Consider the following 17,319-nt stretch of genomic DNA (forward strand, 5'->3'; position numbering starts at 1 on the left):
ATTATGGAGTTGAAAGATAAATTGGTATCTTCTTTTTTGGCCTTTGAAAACACAGTAGATGTTGATACTGCTGTTCATGATATCAGAAGCCAAGCTATTAAAGCTTTTGAAGAAAAAGGATTTCCTACCAAAAAAGAAGAAGCGTGGAAATACACCTCTCTAAACACTGTATTAAAACATGATTACAGTGTTTTTCCAAGAGAAGAAAATGCTATAGAATTTAGAGATATAAAAAAGTATTTCCTTCATGATTTGGATACATATAAAATTGTGTTTATTGACGGAAAATATTCTTCTCATTTATCTGAAACAACTCATGATAAGATCGATGTATGTTTAATGTCATCAGCATTAACCAATGAAAAATATCGATTAATAATTGAAAACTATTTTAACAAAGTAGCTCGTAAAGATGGGCTTACTTCTTTGAACACAGCTTTTTCTAGAGAAGGGGCTTATATTTATATTCCAAAAAATAAACTGGCAGATAAACCTATACAGGTTTTACACTTTTCTACAGGAAATGAAGCTGCCCAAATGTTACAACCACGTAACTTGATTGTTGTTGGAGAAAATTCTCATGTGCAAATCATTGAACGCCATCAGAGTTTAACAGACAATCCTGTTCTTACGAATTCGGTAACTGAAATTTTTGCAGATAAAAGAGCATTTGTTGATTACTATAAAATTCAGAATGATAACCAAAATGCTTCTTTGATTGACAATACTTATATCGAACAGCATGCACAAAGTGTAGCATCGGTACATACTTTTGCTTTTGGCGGAAATATTACTAGAAATAACCTTAATTTCTATCAAAAAGGTGAAGGAATCGACTCCATTCTTAATGGGATAACGATTATTGAAGGAAAACAACATGTAGATCATAATACTCTGGTACATCATACTGAACCAAATTGTGAGAGTCATCAGGATTATAAAGGAATTTTTGGAGAAAAATCCACTGGAGTGTTTAATGGAAAAATTGTTGTGAATAAAGAAGCGCAAAAAACAAATGCCTTTCAGTCTAATAACAATATCTTATTAAGTGATAAGGCAACCATTAATTCTAAACCACAGTTAGAGATTTTTGCAGATGATGTAAAATGCTCGCATGGTTGTACTATTGGACAATTAGATGATAATGCATTGTTCTATATGAAATCCAGAGGTATTGGAGAAAAAGAAGCCAGAGCTTTGTTAATGTATGCATTCGCAAACAATGTATTATCTAGCGTAAAAATACCTCAGCTAAAAAGTAGAATTAATAAGCTAATTGCGACTAAACTCGGTGTAAATATTGGTTTTGATTTGTAGAAATTAATAACTATCATATATACAAAACCTCTTCATATATTTGTTGAGGTTTTTTTGTTTTTCATTTTTGTGTAAAGCTTGATACCCATACTTTAACCAATATTGGCTAAAAACACAAAATACTAGTAACATTTTATGGGAATGTGACATAAACTAATATAAGGCAATGTGTTTATTATGAAAAATTAGATGTTATTTTTTTCTTGTAAAAGTATCTGCAAAAACTTTTCTAAGTCAAAATTAGCCTTTTGTTTAAAATATGAATAAAAATATTTTTAATAAATTTATTTCCTTAAACATAAAGTATATTGTTTAATTATTAATTTTTAAAAGATGAAATTAGAAAGTTTGAAATTGGAAAAATTTAAAGAGAATGAGCTAAAGAAGGAACAAATGTTCTTTTTAAATGGAGGAGGTTCAGCAACAGGAGGTGGCCGTGTTGAAGGAACACATGGAGGAAGAGCGGCTATCTATAGTTATGGATATGATGCAATAAGATTAAATGGCGCTGGCGGCACATATCTCACCTTTCATAACAGATCAAATATCAATTACTTAGCACAACAGCAAAGGCAAGGTGCTGTTGTAATTTCTGAGGCTCCAGAACATGATTAAATAGAAACACTAACTATAATTACAAAAACAAGTTGTAATTATAGTTAGTGTTTTAATAAATATTTTGAAGTTTTTATTGGTCTCAAATTAGGGTGAAAACCCTGCAATATCATTGCAGCACTTTAGTAATGCTAAAAAATCCATATTTTTAGATGAGATGAGATCATATTTAAGAAAAGGTTCTCATAGCTCAAGTCGTTTGAGTTGCTATGTAGTTTGGTGTAATAAGTATCGTTATAAAGTTTTGAAAGGGGGTATTCAGGTTCGTCCCATGTAAATTCTAATTCAAATTTGTGAAGCTGAAGATATAGAGATTTTAAAAGGTATAGTTAGTTCAGATCACATTCATATGCATATAGAGTATGCTCCCAAGTTGAGTGTAAGCTATATTGTAAAACAGTTGAAAGGCAATACCTCAAGAAAATTACAGCAAGAATTTCCTAGATTGAGTTATCGATACTGGGGTAAGCATTTTTAGGCGAGTGGTTATGGAGTTTGGAGTACTGGAAATGTGACCGACCAGATTAATGAATATTTGGAATATCATAGAAAAGATGATAGTGATGATTCCAATTTTATATTGGCATAAGGCATAGGGACTTTAGTCCCTAGTAAAACCAAACCTCTGTACTTTCATTGCAGAGTGGTTTAGTTTTCAAAGAGATATTATCTTGAGAAATAAATATTACTAAAAACATAAACTTAAGAAACCCCTTTGTGTCGTTAAATAGTTTCACTATGTATCAAGGAATAATTTTTGAAACTCTATCAGATATCTAATAATAAAGAAATGAAATGGACACGATTAAAAAGATCTTTTGAGCACATAGCTATTGTTTAAAATATAGTAGAAAAAGAGTGCGATTAGATGCGAAATTTTTATGCGTAAATCGTATAAAACAATAAAATAAATAGATGAAAGTGTTTTTTAGTTTATTGATTATTACAATTTTTAATTTTTGTTTTATCAATAATTCTTTTGGGCAAAGAAATTTGAAAAAAGAGAATAATTTTTCTCAAGTTACTTTGGATACGTACAGAATTTCTTCAAACACTTATGAACTCTGGTGGTCTAAAGGGGGATATAACTGTTTTACTGCAGGGGATACACTTCCTGCTTTTGTTGATATGAGACAGTATAAAGGAGTATTGAATTATGGTGTAACATTTTCTTCGACAAATGGTCAAAATTTTCATTTTATAGAGAATTTTTCTATGTATAAGTTGAATATTGATATCGCTCATTGTAAATTCAATAAAAAAGATAGCATTGTCGAAATTGAAGGAACTATAACGGGAGGATGGTCTGGTAGTAGCTGGAATGGTATACAAAACAATGTTGATATTTTTATTGGCAAAAAAAAGGATACCGTTACTTTGGTCAGATCAAAACAATTCATAAAATCTAAAGATGTAGCTGTTTTTTATGAAGGGAAAAAAGTAATAGATCATAAAAGTATTACTTTGGATACCTTACCTTCTTTTTCTATATATGATTACACCCATTATAAAACAAATCAGGGAAATGAACGTACGTTTAAAATTAAGAGTAAAATTGATATAAATTCTCTATTGATTTTTGGGCTCGGTTCATGTTATACAGAGATTTATGATATAGGTAAGATGGTGTATGCTAAAAATATTGTAAAACCAAAAAAGAAGCGAAAACCAAAAAATCTAACTCCCGATGTTATTATCCGTAATAATATACAAGAATCTAATAAAGAAAACTCGCTTGTAAAAGAAAAGCCTTCATACTATATAATTACGGAAAAAGCAGAAAATTATATTTTACGTAAGCAATACGGCAAAGCAAAACAAGAGTACGATCAACTTTTAAAAGATAACCAATACGTATTTGCCAGAGATATGCATAATGCAGTACGTTGTGCCATATTTACCAGAGATTACAAAACTGCTATTAATTGGAGTGAAAAATTAGTATTAAAAGGTGTGCCTATCAAATATTTTGATGCGAAAATATTTGATAGAATTAAAAACCATAAAGATTGGAATGATTTTTTAAAACGTTTTGATTCTCTTCATAAAAAACATCTAGTAGGGTTAAATTATACTTTAATTAAACGGTTAGAGGAATTAATAGATATTGACCAAACGGAATATATTAAAAATAGTAAAGGAGAGATAGAGCAATCAGAATTAAGTAAAACAACAGAGTTTGTTGATAAAGAACTTATAAAGTTGATACAGAAAGAAGGATTTCCTACTGAAGAAAAAATAGGAGTTGTGTTAGCTAAAGATAGTATGAGCATAGCAACAGCTAGTAAGTACTTTGTGTTAATTGTACATAGTTATCAAAAGAACCATAAGACTTTTCAAGAGATCAAAAATATAAGGGAAAAAGCGACTAAAAATTTTGAGTATGATGCTATACGAGATAATTTAGAGGTATTTAAGTCAGTAGGTAATACCTGTCTAAAAATATATAAAGGTGATTTGTATACTGATAAAACCTGCAGCATTAATGAATTGCAGGTAAAGAAAATTGTTTTTAGATTTAATAATGAACATCGATTTATAATAGATGCTGGGAGATATACAATAATACCTCTGGAAAATGAAGATGAGGATGATAAATATGTAGCAGAAAACTTTGATTTTGTAATGAAGTTAACTGATGATTGGCTTTTTTATGAAAAATAAATCCTTTTTATGATCCTAATTTATAGCAAAGATATAGACGATTTTGTAAATCAAGTTATTGATTGTCTAGATGAGGATTTTATTAGAATTGCTGATCAGGATAAAATATGTATTGATGAGGTAAACATTACTAATGAAGAAAACACATTTTATATTCATAGTCCATATTTTGAAGAATTTGATATTGATGCATTAACATCTATTTGGTTTAATGGAGGTTCTGCCAAAACATATGGCAATGATTATGAGAATAGCTGTTACTCCCTGCTGATAAATTCCTTTTTGAACCACAAACAAACAAATAAGATTGGAAGATTAATTAGTAATTTTGAGCTTAATAAATTTGATGTTTTAAAAGAAGCTCAAGTACAAGGCTTTAAAGTGCCAGATACATTATTCACTGGAAGTAAAAAAAAGTTAAACACATTTTATAAGAAATATAGTGGGCAGAATGGAATCGTTTGCAAAAGGATGACTGATCAGTACTTTTATGATAGTGGAGAATATATTTTTGATTTTAGCCTAACATTTTCTATCAATTCCAATATTTTAACTGATATTCCTGAGCATTTTGCTATTTCGTTATTTCAAGAAAAAATAGTTGCTGATTATGAGATAAGAGTCATTTTTATAAAAGACACTTTTTATGCTATGTCGATACATGCTTTTGATAACGAAATTGATTATAGGTCTAAACTAATGTCATTAAATAATATTAGAACGATTCCTTATAATTTACCCTCAAATACTAAAAAGAAATTAGAAAAGATGCTTAAAAGGTTTGATTTGAATTTCGCATCTATAGATTTAATGTTTAGTAATAATGAATATTATTTTTTAGAAATAAACCCAGTTGGTCAAATCAGTTTCGTGAATAATACTTGTAATTTTTATATCGAAAATCAACTATCAGAAATATTAAAAAATGAAAAGTAAAGACCCTGTAAATATATTTAATGATAAAAAATATAAAGAAGTTGTTTCAGACTCATCTCATTTGGTATCTATAAAGGCATATAAAAACTCATACAACATTACAAAACCATTTGTTAAACCAATATCTAAAATATTTTAAATTGAATTCAAAAAACTTTATCCTTTTTTCTGATTGTATCCCTGTCAAGGGGGCAAACAGGAGTGTAATTTGTGATTTACAAAATAATAAATACCATTTTATACCTAATGGATTATATGAGATTCTTGAGACTTATAATGGAAAGACTATACAGTTTATAAAAAAAGAATTTAATAATTCCTATGATGAAATCATAGATGAATATTTTGAATTTTTATATTCACACAATTTAATTTTTTATGATGCTAACCCAGACTTATTTCCTAAGATTAGTTTAGATTGGAATTCACCTTCTTTAATCACTAATATGATAATTGATTATGATGCCATTGAACACGATTTCGAAAATATAATAAAGCAGTTAGAAATATTGAAGTGTTCTTGTATTCAGGTTAGATTTTTTAGTAAAATTAATCTCCATCGTATTACTGAAATGGTAGAATTACTGAATGAATTGAAATCTAGAATTATTTCTATTGATTTTATAATACCATATAGCGAAAGTATAGGTAATGAAGAATTAGAGATATTAATTAAAAAGAATCCAAGAATACATTCTGTCATTGTTTTTAATGCTCCTTATGATAAAAGTTATAATGCTATTTGGGAAAAAATGGGCTACTTAATGTTTGTGAAAAGGAATATTCTTGATGAGAAACATTGTGGTATCATAAATGAGGAATATTTTTATTCGAATATTAAATTATTTAGTGAATCTCACCATCATAATACATGCCTCAATCGTAAAATTTCTATTGACAAAAAAGGAAATATAAAGAACTGCCCGTCAATGCCACAATCCTTTGGAAATATTAATGATATTACACTAGTAGAGGCTCTAAATCTTACGGATTTCAAGAAATATTGGAATATAACTAAAGATCAAATAGAAGTTTGTAAAGATTGTGAGTTTAGATACATTTGTACGGATTGTAGAGCTTATTTAGAAAATCCTGATAACCAAAACTCTAAACCTCTAAAATGCGGATATGATCCATATACCAATCAGTGGGAAGAATGGAGTACTAACTCGTTAAAGGAAAAAGCGATAAGTTATTACGAAATGGAGGATGTATTCTAAAAAATCTGAAGTCTCCTATTTTATCGCACTCACCAACTCTTTTAAAAACGTATTGAAATCCACTCCTGCATCTCCAATGAGTCCAAACCGTACAATAACCAAATCTTTAGAAGGAATAATAAACACCCGTTGTCCCTGAAATCCATTTGCAGAAAACATATCTCTAGGAGCATCTGGATAAAACCCTCCTGCATTTAACCAAAAATGCCCTCCATAATCTCCTTCAGATGTTGGACTTGGTGTAGTCACATAATCGGCCCACGAAGGTTCAAAAATCTGCTCTCCGTTCCAATTCCCCTTATGAAGATATAACAATCCAAATTTACCCCAATCTCTTACTGTTGCCCAAGCATAAGAAGAACCTACATAATTACCTGTCATATCTGTTTCTATAAGCATAGAATTCATTCCTATTTTATCAATAAACTCACGATATGGATAATCAAGATACTCCTGATAACTTTTAAACTGTTTTCTCAAAACCCCAGATAGCAGGTTAGATACACCAGAAGAATAATACCAATGTTCATTGGGTTTGTGAATTGCTTTTTTATGAATTTGGGGCGTTGTCATATCTTTATCTACATATAACATTTTTGTAACATCAGAAATAGAACCATAATCTTCATCCCATTCTAATCCACAATTCATCTGTAAGAGATTATTAATTGTAATCTCTTTTCGTTCATCATTTTGCCAAGCTGATACCGGGGCTTTATCATGTATGTTAATAGCACCTTGTTTTTGTAACACTCCATAGACTGTAGAGAGAATACTTTTGGTCATAGACCACCCTAATAATTTAGAATCTTTATCCAATTCATCTATATACTTCTCTGCAATGATCTGATCTTTATATAGCACAAGAACAGCTCTTGTTTTCTTTATATACTCTCCATTGGTATCAAAAATTGAAGTAACAGTTTTATTCACCTTATCATAATCGACCGTAGTAAAAACTGTGTCTTTTTGTTCCAATTCACCATACGGATATGACAACCTTGTCTCTGTTTTAATTCTACGTGGTATTAAAACAGGTGTGTTTTCATCAAAATCATCATCAATCAGAACACTACCTAAGCCTTCTCTATAAATTGCTTTTCTCTCTTTAAGCCCAAAAACTGAAGCAACAGATGCTCTTTTCTTCATATCCACCTCATCATCTGCCAGATGAACCGGAGAAAAATTAGTATCATTTATGTCTGTAAATTCTACACTTCGATTTGCAATAAAAACCGATGAATTCATATACTTTGCAGAATATCCTGATAGAATTGTAAGTTTTGGATAATTCAGTGCAAATGCAATACAAATTCCTGCAAATAGAATAAGAAATGTAATCCCAATAATTTTTTTAAGTCGTTTCATTCTAAAAAGGGTTAAATCATTCTAAAAATAAACAATCCTAATTAGAAATACTTACTACTTTTGCAGAAAGAAATTAATATGTTAGATCTACAGAAGATACGAGAAGATTTTCCAATACTTACCAGAGAAGTAAATGGAAAACCTTTGGTATATTTTGATAATGCGGCCACATCCCAAACACCGCAGGTAGTTATAGATGCCATTGTTGATTATTATAGTAATTACAATGCCAATATTCATCGTGGTGTTCACACCTTATCACAAGAAGCAACAGATGCATACGAGATGGCTCGTAAAAAGGTGCAGAAACATTTTAATGCAACACACACACATGAGATTATTCTTACTTCGGGAACAACTCATAGTATTAATATTATTGCTACCGGCTTTACCTCTCTTCTTTCCGAAGGTGATGAAATCATTGTTTCCGCTTTAGAGCATCATTCTAATATTGTGCCTTGGCAAATGTTATGTGAACGTACTGGAGCCATCCTTAAGGTCATTCCTATGAACGAAGACGGTGAATTAGTAATGGATGTATATGATCAATTACTTTCTAACAGCACCAAACTTGTTTTTACCAATCATATCTCTAATGCATTAGGAACTATAAATCCTATTGAAGAAATTATTGAAAAAGCACATAACGTAGGCGCAGCTGTATTGATCGATGGTGCACAAGCCTGCCCTCATGTTAAACCTGATGTTCAAGCATTAGATGTCGATTTTTATGTTGCCTCTGCGCACAAACTCTGTGGACCTACAGGAGTAGGTATGCTTTACGGAAAAGAAGAGTGGCTAAATAAGCTACCTCCTTATCAAGGTGGTGGTGAAATGATCGAGCAAGTTACTTTTGAAAAAACCACCTATGCCGGGTTACCACATAAGTTTGAAGCTGGTACTCCTAATATTTGTGGCGGTATCGCTTTTGGAGTAGCACTTGATTATATGAATAGTATTGGTTTTGATAATATTGCTGCATATGAGAATGAACTTCTAGAATACGGCACGCAAAAATTATTAGAAATTGAAGGGTTAAAAATTTACGGCACTTCCAAAAACAAAACTTCTGTAATCTCTTTCAATCTAGATAATATCCATCCTTATGATGTGGGAACTATTGTAGATAAACTCGGTATTGCAGTGCGCACAGGACATCATTGTGCACAGCCTATTATGGATTTTTATAAAATACCCGGAACCGTACGAGCTTCTTTTTCATTCTATAATACTAAAGAAGAAATCGATGCTTTGGTCGAATCTGTTAAAAAAGCCAAGATGATGCTCTCGTAAATTATTTTTTATACCATTTGGTTTTGTACAACGTTATTTAATTACTAAACAATATGTTACACAAAACAACTCATCTATGTACAGGTCTTTTTTTTTATTGAGTATTATTATTTTGTTTTCTTCATGCCAGGAAACAAAACGAGTATTTATAGCTAATACTCTAATAGATTGCGTTGGTGTTGGCCCTCAAAAATGCATGTTGTATAAAGAAAATCCAAGCGATAAGTGGACTTATTTTTATGATACAATCGAGGGTTTTGAGTATGAAGATGGATATAACTATGAAATTGAAGTTACCGTTACTAAAGTAGAAAACCCTCCGGCTGATGGTTCTTCATTACATTATAGTTTAGTCAAAATAATATCAAAAGAAAAAAATCAATCCATAGCCCAAAACGTCCCTTTAAAGAATAAAAAAAATCAGGATACTATAATTGATATAGAATACCAGGCACTCTCCAGAGGTTCCTTTTTTCAAATCAAAATTAATAATGATCGTATTGAAAAAACTACCGATGTAAATTTAAAAAATAGTCATTCAAAAAAATGCTCAAAAAAAGATTGGAATACCATTATTTCACTTCTGGAAACTATAGACATTGATAAAATAAGCGAGCTAAAAGCACCTACAGAAAAAAGACTTTTTGATGGTGCTCCTCATGCACAACTAAAGATCACTTCTTTTACCAAAACGTTTGTCTCGAATGGCTTTGATCACGGACATCCTCCTCACGAAATACAACAATTAGTTAATACTATACTATCATTGGCAGAAAGTATTGAATAGCAACAATTCTTGTTGTACTTTTGTTGAAAATTTGTGCGTAATGACAATACAAGAAATCCAGGAAGAGATTGTTGATGAATTTAGCATGTTTGATGATTGGATGCAACGATATGAATACATGATTGAGCTAGGAAAGTCACTTCCTCTAATAGAAGAAAAATATAAGACAGACGACAATATCATAAAAGGATGCCAGAGTAAAGTATGGGTACATGCCGAAATGAAAGACGAAAAAGTTGAATTTACTGCAGATAGCGATGCCATTATTACCAAAGGTATCATTGCAATATTGATACGTGTCTTTTCTGGACAACATCCTGCGGCTATTATTGAAGCAGACACCAATTTTATTGATGAAATTGGCTTAAAAGAGCATTTATCGCCAACACGTGCTAATGGTTTGGTTAGTATGATTAAACAGCTAAAAATGTATGCTATCGCCTATCAAACACAATTGAATTAAATCAATGTTTGTCGCACAAAGCTTGTTATGGCAAAATTAAAACTAAAAAAATGAGTGAAACCACTATAGATACAAACGACTTAGGAGAAAAGATTGTACGAGTATTAAAGACAATTTTTGATCCAGAAATTCCTGTTGATATATATGAACTAGGGCTAATCTATGATGTATTTGTTAATGAGGATTATGAAGTAAAAATCCTAATGACACTTACTTCTCCTAACTGTCCTGTAGCAGAGTCACTACCAGAAGAAATACGAGAAAAAGTAAAATCTCTTGATGCAGTAAAAGATGTAGAAATGGAGCTTACTTTTGATCCGCCATGGTCACAAGATTTAATGAGTGAAGAGGCCAAACTAGAACTGGGAATGCTGTAATCAGTAATACAGTCATTTTGGAACATCTTTCTAAAATAAATAAAAAAGGAAAATGAATCCTGAGCATTATAGTAAATTAGAAAGAATGTATCTACAGGCAAATATCAACACTGCATTGTATGATACCACCACGGTTAAAATCTCTGAAGGTTTAGCACAAATTGAACTTGAAATTTCAGAAAAGTATTTTCATGCATTAGGAGCTATACACGGTTCAGTATATTTTAAACTACTCGACGATGCTGCTTTTTTTGCTGTAAATTCTATTGTAAAAGATGTTTTCGTTCTTACTACTTCTTTCAATATTAATTTAATACGGCCTGTCGATAAAGGAATAATTACAGCTGTCGGAAAGATAAAATTTAAATCCAGAAGTCTATTTGTTGCAGAATCAACTTTATACAATCAAGATGGTAAAGAAATTGCTTTTGGAACTGGAAATTTTGCAAAAAGCAAGATAGAGCTTTCAGAAAAAATAGGGTATAAATAACATAATACAACGATACAATGGCCGATGAAATTGTAAATAGAGTTGCAAATAATAAAAACCTTATCACTTTTGATTTAGAAGAGTATTATCCTAAAGGTGATCGTATTCTTTTTGATATTAAAGATTGGCTTTTTGAGGGGTTAATTTTACGTGAAAAAGAGCTTAGAAAATCTGTCTTGGATCATGACTGGAGTCAATATCAAGACGCTTATGTTGCATTAACTTGTTCTACAGACGCTATTATCCCAGGATGGGCATACCTTTTATTGACTAGCTCATTACAGCCCTTTGCAAAAAAAGTAGCCGTAGGATCTTTAGAAACTCTGGAAACGGTACTCTATGCCGAAATTATAAATACTATTGACATTTCAGAATATCAAAACAAGCTGATTATTATAAAGGGTTGCACTAACAAACCTGTTCCTCAAGGGGCTTATATCGATTTGATCCAAAAATTACAACCTGTCGCAAAAAGTATTATGTATGGGGAGGCATGTTCTTCTGTTCCGCTATACAAAAGGAAATAGACCCTTTTATCTATTAATATTGTTCTTTATCGAAAAATAATGGTCTACTACCATACTTTTAAAGTAAAAAACGTTTCTTAAAATATATTTGCCAACATAAAAATTTACGCTGGTTATTTGTACCGGTTAACAAATTATTTAACCATCAAAATAACCTGATTAAATCCCTTAAAACTATCATCAAATGAAAAAAACATTGCTAACAGTAGTTCTATTAATTAGTTCTACAATTCTATTTGCACAAGAAGAAACAAAAAAAGACGAAGCTCCCAAAGAAGGGTGGACCAGAGGAGGAAATATTAGCCTTTTATTAAATCAATCTGCTTTTAATGCAGATTGGCTTGGAGGAGGAACATCTAATGTTGCAGGAAATTTATCAGTATCCTATGACTTTAATTATCGTAAAGGGTCTATCACTTGGGATAATAAAATCCTTGCAGATTATGGTCTTACCAAACTTAAAGATCAAGAGTTTATACGTAAAACTAATGACCGCTTAGAGTTGAATTCATTATTGGGTAAACAGATCAAAGAATCTCTATGGTACTATTCTTTTTTCTTAAACTTTAAAACACAGTTTGATAAAGGATACGAATATGGAGAAGAACCTATTCTAGATACAACTACTGGAGATGTTATAGGAACAAGAGAAACCCGAACAGAAACAACACATATTTTCTCACCTGCATATTTGCAGTTAGGCCCAGGTATGCTATGGAAAAAAAGTGATAATCTAAAGGTTAATATAGCTCCTGCTACTGCAAAGTTTATCTTTGTAGATGGTGATTTTACAGATGTAGGTAATGATCAGACAGCAATAGACGCTTTTAACGATGCCGGTGGTTACTTTGGAATAGAAGCAAACGATGCTTTTCGTTTTGAATTTGGTGCAGCACTTAATGGGTATGCCAAATTTGAAATCATGAAGAATGTATCTATGGAAAACATTTTAAATTTGTATTCTAACTACTTAGAAGATCCACAAAATGTAGATATAGATTATACTGCAAACATCGTGATGACGATTAACAAGTATTTATCTACTAATCTAACCTTTCAGGCCATCTATGATGATAATGCTGTTGGCGCTTTTCAGATTAGAGAAGTATTTGGTCTAGGAGTAAATTATGGATTCTAGAAACAAGAAAATATAGCTCTTAAAAAAAGCATCTTTTATTTAATAAAAGATGCTTTTTTCTTTAGTAAATCTACTGTTTTTTTATCCTTTACCGGGTACTAATTTCATATGAAACTCATATTTATCCTCGTCAACTGTCTTAAAACCCATACGTTCATATAAATACTTCGCTGGGTTTTCTTTTAATACTTTTAATATCATATTTTTATTTGAAGCTTTGGTAGTTTCCATTAGCTCTTTAATCACACACTTCCCTATTCCATGACCTTGATATTCAGGTAACACTTGTATTTGTAGTATTTCTATCGCGTGTTCTGTTTCAATATATTTCAATACACCTGCTCTTTGATTTGATTTTAATATCACATAAGCATTATCATATTGAAAATCTATTCTGGATAAATGTTCTTCATCTGATAAGAAAATTCCCATTTCCTCTAAGTGCTCGACCATTGTTACCATTCTTAAATTAAATAAGAAACCTTTATCTGATTCTTTCGCTTTAATCAGTTCTAAATTTTCCATAGGAAATCATATAATACAGTATCACGAATATACCTTAAATTATGAAATACATATTATAAAAAAGTAAAAGCGAGAGTAAGGAAAATACTCTCGCTTTTTTATGTATCTCATTTGCAAGCAAATTACTTAGAACGATCCTCTGCTGCAGGCACTTTATTTTTTGGGTTTTTGTCACTTTCTTTAAGTGTTTTTAGCACTTCATTAATAGCGCGATCCAGTTGCACATCTATACCTTGAGCATCTTTTCCTGGGTTTTCTGGAACATGGATATCCGGCTCAACACCATGTCCTTCTGCAAACCAGGTTCCATCGGGATTATACATTCTAAATGTAGGTACTGTTACATATCCACCATCTATTAATTCTGGTGCTCCCGAAATTCCTATTAGTCCTCCCCAGGTTCTTGTACCAATAAGCGGCCCTACTTTTCTTTTCTTGAAATAATCAGGAAAAGCATCTCCTCCACTACCACTCCATCCATTGATAAGCATCGCCTTAGGGCCATAATGCCCTCTTGGAGGCCAAGCCCAATCTTTGCCTTCTCGCACCTTGTAATAGCTTAATAATGGTCTATTTAACAATTCTACAAATCTATCTGGTATTTGTCCACCGTTATTAAACCTTTCATCAATGATTAATCCATCTTTGTGATGTTGGGCATAGAACATTCTAACTAATTCTTCTTGGCCATCTATCCCTGTACTTGGTACATAAATATACCCAATTCGTCCACCTGATTTTTCTTCAACATATTTTCGCTTTTTTTCGATCCATGCAAGGTTTCTAAGTCTTGCTTCACTTTTTATGGGTTGGACAAGATATTTCTTACTATTCTTACCATCTGGTGTTTTGCTAACTGTAATCTCTATCGTTTCGTTTGCTTTTCCTTCTAATGCTACATAAGGATCAGCATACTCTGTTAATTCGATTCCATTGATACGTAATATATAATCACCTTCTTCAACTAATACTCCTGGTTTTCTAAGAGGAGATTTAACCTCGGTATCCCAAGGGGCTGGCATAATGATCTTTTTTATTCTGTATTTTCCCTGATGCATTTCCCAGTCAACACCGAGATAACCAGTAGATTTATTAGTGCTTGATACTACATCTCCTCCACCTCTATAGGTATGAGAAGCATTTAGCTCTGCTATTAATGCTCCTGTAATTTTATTCAGGTCATTTCGGCTTGCCGCATATTCGATCAATGGCTCGTATTTCTTTTTCATAGCTTCCCAATCCAATCCGTGTAGATTTTTATCATAGAAAAAATCTCTTTCTAAACGCCATATATCTGTAAAGATTTGTCTCCATTCTTCTTTTGGATTAACGGTCATTTCCATATTAGAGGTATCTATATAATCTTCTAGAGATTGATCTTTTGCTACTTCTATAATACCCATTTTTTCTTCGCTAAACACCAAAATACTATTGTTATCAAACGAAAGTTCATAATCATCTACATTTTCAAGGATTGTCTTTTCTTCATCTTCTTCAAAATCATAATATTTTAAAACTGATTTTTCATCCTTTGATCCTGTTCTAGGGTTTTTTAAGAAAATGATTTTACCCTTTGCAGCACTTATCCCTCCTGTATTACCCAATTCTACAGGCAAAATGATCATTCTGGATTCTATTCCATTAAAATCAATACGTATCGGTTTTACCTTTTGATCTTCTTCTTCTTTCTTCTTGTCTTTGGTATCCTCTTTCTTTTTATCTCCTTCATTTATGGCAACTTCATCATTTTTCAATTCAATAGGATGTACTGTATCTTTTGTAAGCGGAATGATTCCTATTTTAGTTGCATTGGGATATGTCCAACTATTATCATAATCACTGTATACCGGATCAAAAGTTCTATTAGTCGTACAATAGATATACTCATTATCGACAGAAAACACAGGATTACCATCATCATAAAAAGCAGAGGTAATGGTGTTCTTTTTCTTTTTATCGATATCGTATATAATGATATGCTGATTTCCATTTTCATGAGAATTTGCATAAGTAATATATTTGCTATCATTTGACCAGCTTACAGAGAACCCTGACAAACCTCCTTGAAACAACTGAATTTCCTGATCTATTTCAGTAATCGTATTGTTAGTAATATTTGCCAGTTTTATATGCATTTCCTGATCTACAAAAATCAATTTTTTACTATCGGGAGACCAGAACAATTGATATCTAAATCCGGGGCCTTGTTTTGAAATTTGTTTCTCTGTATTATTTTTAAGATCTCTTACCATTAATTCGTATTCGCCTGTTTTATCACTCCAATATGCAATATACCTTCCATTTGGTGACCAGCTAGGGTAACGTTCTGCAATACCACTTGTACGTGTTAGGTTCTTGGTAATCCCATCTTTTTTAGGCACAGAAAAGATATCTCCTCTAGCACCTACAATAATTCTATTACCGTCTGGTGCTATACCTACACTATGAATATATTTTTCTGCTTTCTTTACTTGAGGTTTTAATCCTGTAAAATCCCCAATAGCACTTATAGATATTTCTTTTGTTGTTTTTGTTACCACATCTAAAAGATATAGTGTTCCCCCAGCTTCAAAAACGATTTCAGATTTTCCTATAGATGGGCGCTCAATATCAAATTCTTTAAAAAATGTAATTTGCTCATGTTGTTTTGATTGCAGGTTATATTTCCAGATATTAAATTTCTTAGATGTGTCTTTATCCGAAAGATAATAGAGGTCATCGTTATTCCACATCGGTAACTCATCATTACTGTCGTTATTGGTAATGTTTTCAGAAGTTAAAGTCTTAATATCAAAAAGATAGATATCAGAAGCCATTCCTCCTCGATATCGTTTCCAGCTTCTACCAAGTCTTGATTTATCTGTCATAGCTACAAGATCACCATTAACATGTAGGTCTAATTCTTCAACCTTACTTATCGGTATTCTTACTGGTAACCCTCCATTAACTGATATTTTAAATGCTTTAGAAAAACGTTGTTTACCACTTTCCATTCTAGAAGTGTAAATTAAAAAATTTCCGTCTTTGGTCCATGCTTTAATATTATCAGACATTCCGTGAGTTGTAATTCGTTTAGGAACACCACCGGTTACAGGAATTGTATAGATGTCATGGTTACCATCATAATTAGCATTAAATGCAATGGTTTTTCCATCTGGAGAAAATTTCCCCTTTGTTTCTCGACCTGCTTTAGTTGTTAACCGATGTGCAGTCCCTCCTTGCTTATTTACAATCCATAGGTCATCTGCATAAGTAAAACAGATATGAGAATCAGAAACATCCGGGTATTGAATCATTTTTGCTGGTAGTTGACCATAATTTAGGTTTGGCAGCAAATACAATAAAAATAGTGTAATAATCTTCGGGAGATTTTTCATGACATTAAAGTTTGTTTTTGTGATTGATATATATTGTCTTTACCATGACCTATGATTATTTAAAACGTTACATCAAATGCTCTGATTATTATCTTGTTATATTCATATGTCATTATATCAAAAATATCCTAAATGGTTTTTATTTTTATACGATTCTGACACATTAACCTACTGTTAACGTTAATATAGTAGATAATTACCAAAAAAACAGAGGGTTACTTA

Annotated in this window: 16 protein-coding genes and 1 pseudogene; 14 read left to right on the forward strand and 3 right to left on the reverse strand. The window is 31.6% G+C overall.

The annotated features are described in order from the left end of the window. Positions 1 to 3 precede the first annotated feature (3 nt). From sufD to gwsS, 7 genes and pseudogenes are all read left to right on the forward strand, one after another. Positions 4 to 1,317, forward strand: coding sequence for a Fe-S cluster assembly protein SufD (gene sufD, locus ATE84_RS03330; RefSeq protein ID WP_101445753.1), 1,314 nt, complete (start codon positions 4 to 6; stop codon positions 1,315 to 1,317). Between the two features lie 333 nt (positions 1,318 to 1,650). Beyond that, on the forward strand, positions 1,651 to 1,932 hold the full coding sequence (locus tag ATE84_RS03335) for a TIGR04149 family rSAM-modified RiPP (RefSeq protein WP_101445755.1): 282 nt from the start codon (positions 1,651 to 1,653) through the stop codon (positions 1,930 to 1,932). 157 nt (positions 1,933 to 2,089) lie between these two features. Beyond that, positions 2,090 to 2,521, forward strand: a pseudogene (gene tnpA / locus ATE84_RS03340) (IS200/IS605 family transposase). A 326-nt stretch (positions 2,522 to 2,847) separates the two neighbouring features. Continuing rightward, positions 2,848 to 4,596, forward strand: a complete 1,749-nt coding sequence (locus ATE84_RS03345) for a hypothetical protein (protein WP_101445756.1) — start codon at positions 2,848 to 2,850, stop codon at positions 4,594 to 4,596. A gap of 9 nt (positions 4,597 to 4,605) precedes the next feature. Then, positions 4,606 to 5,532, forward strand: a complete 927-nt coding sequence (locus ATE84_RS03350) for a hypothetical protein (RefSeq protein WP_101445758.1) — start codon at positions 4,606 to 4,608, stop codon at positions 5,530 to 5,532. Further along, on the forward strand, positions 5,522 to 5,671 hold the full coding sequence (locus tag ATE84_RS26000; protein ID WP_158237160.1) for a hypothetical protein: 150 nt from the start codon (positions 5,522 to 5,524) through the stop codon (positions 5,669 to 5,671). Before ATE84_RS03350 ends, ATE84_RS26000 begins: the two co-directional genes overlap by 11 nt. Position 5,672: 1 nt before the next feature. Then, positions 5,673 to 6,752 carry a grasp-with-spasm system SPASM domain peptide maturase gene (gwsS, locus tag ATE84_RS03355; RefSeq protein WP_158237161.1) on the forward strand — a complete coding sequence of 360 codons (1,080 nt, stop codon included), beginning with the start codon at positions 5,673 to 5,675 and terminating at the stop codon, positions 6,750 to 6,752. Positions 6,753 to 6,767: 15 nt separating this feature from the next. Here gwsS and ATE84_RS03360 read toward each other — a convergent pair whose 3' ends face one another. Next, complete coding sequence (locus tag ATE84_RS03360; protein WP_101445762.1) at positions 6,768 to 8,120, reverse strand: serine hydrolase; 1,353 nt, start codon at positions 8,118 to 8,120, stop codon at positions 6,768 to 6,770. Positions 8,121 to 8,198: 78 nt separating this feature from the next. On the opposite strand from ATE84_RS03360, the gene ATE84_RS03365 reads away from it, so the two are divergent. The 7 genes from ATE84_RS03365 to ATE84_RS03395 all read left to right on the forward strand — a co-directional run bounded on the left by ATE84_RS03365 (position 8,199) and on the right by ATE84_RS03395 (position 13,195). Then, positions 8,199 to 9,413 carry an aminotransferase class V-fold PLP-dependent enzyme gene (locus tag ATE84_RS03365; protein ID WP_101445763.1) on the forward strand — a complete coding sequence of 405 codons (1,215 nt, stop codon included), beginning with the start codon at positions 8,199 to 8,201 and terminating at the stop codon, positions 9,411 to 9,413. Positions 9,414 to 9,489: 76 nt separating this feature from the next. Then, positions 9,490 to 10,200, forward strand: coding sequence for a DUF4377 domain-containing protein (locus tag ATE84_RS03370; protein WP_101445764.1), 711 nt, complete (start codon positions 9,490 to 9,492; stop codon positions 10,198 to 10,200). Between the two features lie 40 nt (positions 10,201 to 10,240). After that, positions 10,241 to 10,663 (forward strand): SufE family protein, encoded by a 423-nt coding sequence (locus ATE84_RS03375; protein WP_101445766.1) that lies wholly within the window; start codon positions 10,241 to 10,243, stop codon positions 10,661 to 10,663. A 50-nt stretch (positions 10,664 to 10,713) separates the two neighbouring features. Beyond that, positions 10,714 to 11,040 (forward strand): DUF59 domain-containing protein, encoded by a 327-nt coding sequence (locus ATE84_RS03380; protein ID WP_024768566.1) that lies wholly within the window; start codon positions 10,714 to 10,716, stop codon positions 11,038 to 11,040. 52 nt (positions 11,041 to 11,092) lie between these two features. After that, positions 11,093 to 11,530: a PaaI family thioesterase gene (locus tag ATE84_RS03385; RefSeq protein WP_101445767.1), complete on the forward strand. Its 438-nt coding sequence runs from the start codon at positions 11,093 to 11,095 to the stop codon at positions 11,528 to 11,530. Between the two features lie 17 nt (positions 11,531 to 11,547). Continuing rightward, a complete protein-coding gene (locus ATE84_RS03390; RefSeq protein WP_101445768.1) occupies positions 11,548 to 12,057 on the forward strand; it encodes a DUF2480 family protein in 510 nt (169 codons plus the stop codon). A 184-nt stretch (positions 12,058 to 12,241) separates the two neighbouring features. Then, positions 12,242 to 13,195 carry a DUF3078 domain-containing protein gene (locus ATE84_RS03395; protein ID WP_101445769.1) on the forward strand — a complete coding sequence of 318 codons (954 nt, stop codon included), beginning with the start codon at positions 12,242 to 12,244 and terminating at the stop codon, positions 13,193 to 13,195. A gap of 81 nt (positions 13,196 to 13,276) precedes the next feature. Here ATE84_RS03395 and ATE84_RS03400 read toward each other — a convergent pair whose 3' ends face one another. Both ATE84_RS03400 and ATE84_RS03405 read right to left on the reverse strand, forming a co-directional pair. Next, positions 13,277 to 13,720: an N-acetyltransferase gene (locus ATE84_RS03400; protein ID WP_101445771.1), complete on the reverse strand. Its 444-nt coding sequence runs from the start codon at positions 13,718 to 13,720 to the stop codon at positions 13,277 to 13,279. A 122-nt stretch (positions 13,721 to 13,842) separates the two neighbouring features. Continuing rightward, entirely contained in the window at positions 13,843 to 17,097 is a 3,255-nt protein-coding gene (locus ATE84_RS03405) for a S41 family peptidase (RefSeq protein WP_101445773.1), read from the reverse strand. Positions 17,098 to 17,319: the final 222 nt, after the last annotated feature.

The sequence above is a fragment of the Aquimarina sp. MAR_2010_214 genome (assembly GCF_002846555.1).
Classification (GTDB): domain Bacteria; phylum Bacteroidota; class Bacteroidia; order Flavobacteriales; family Flavobacteriaceae; genus Aquimarina.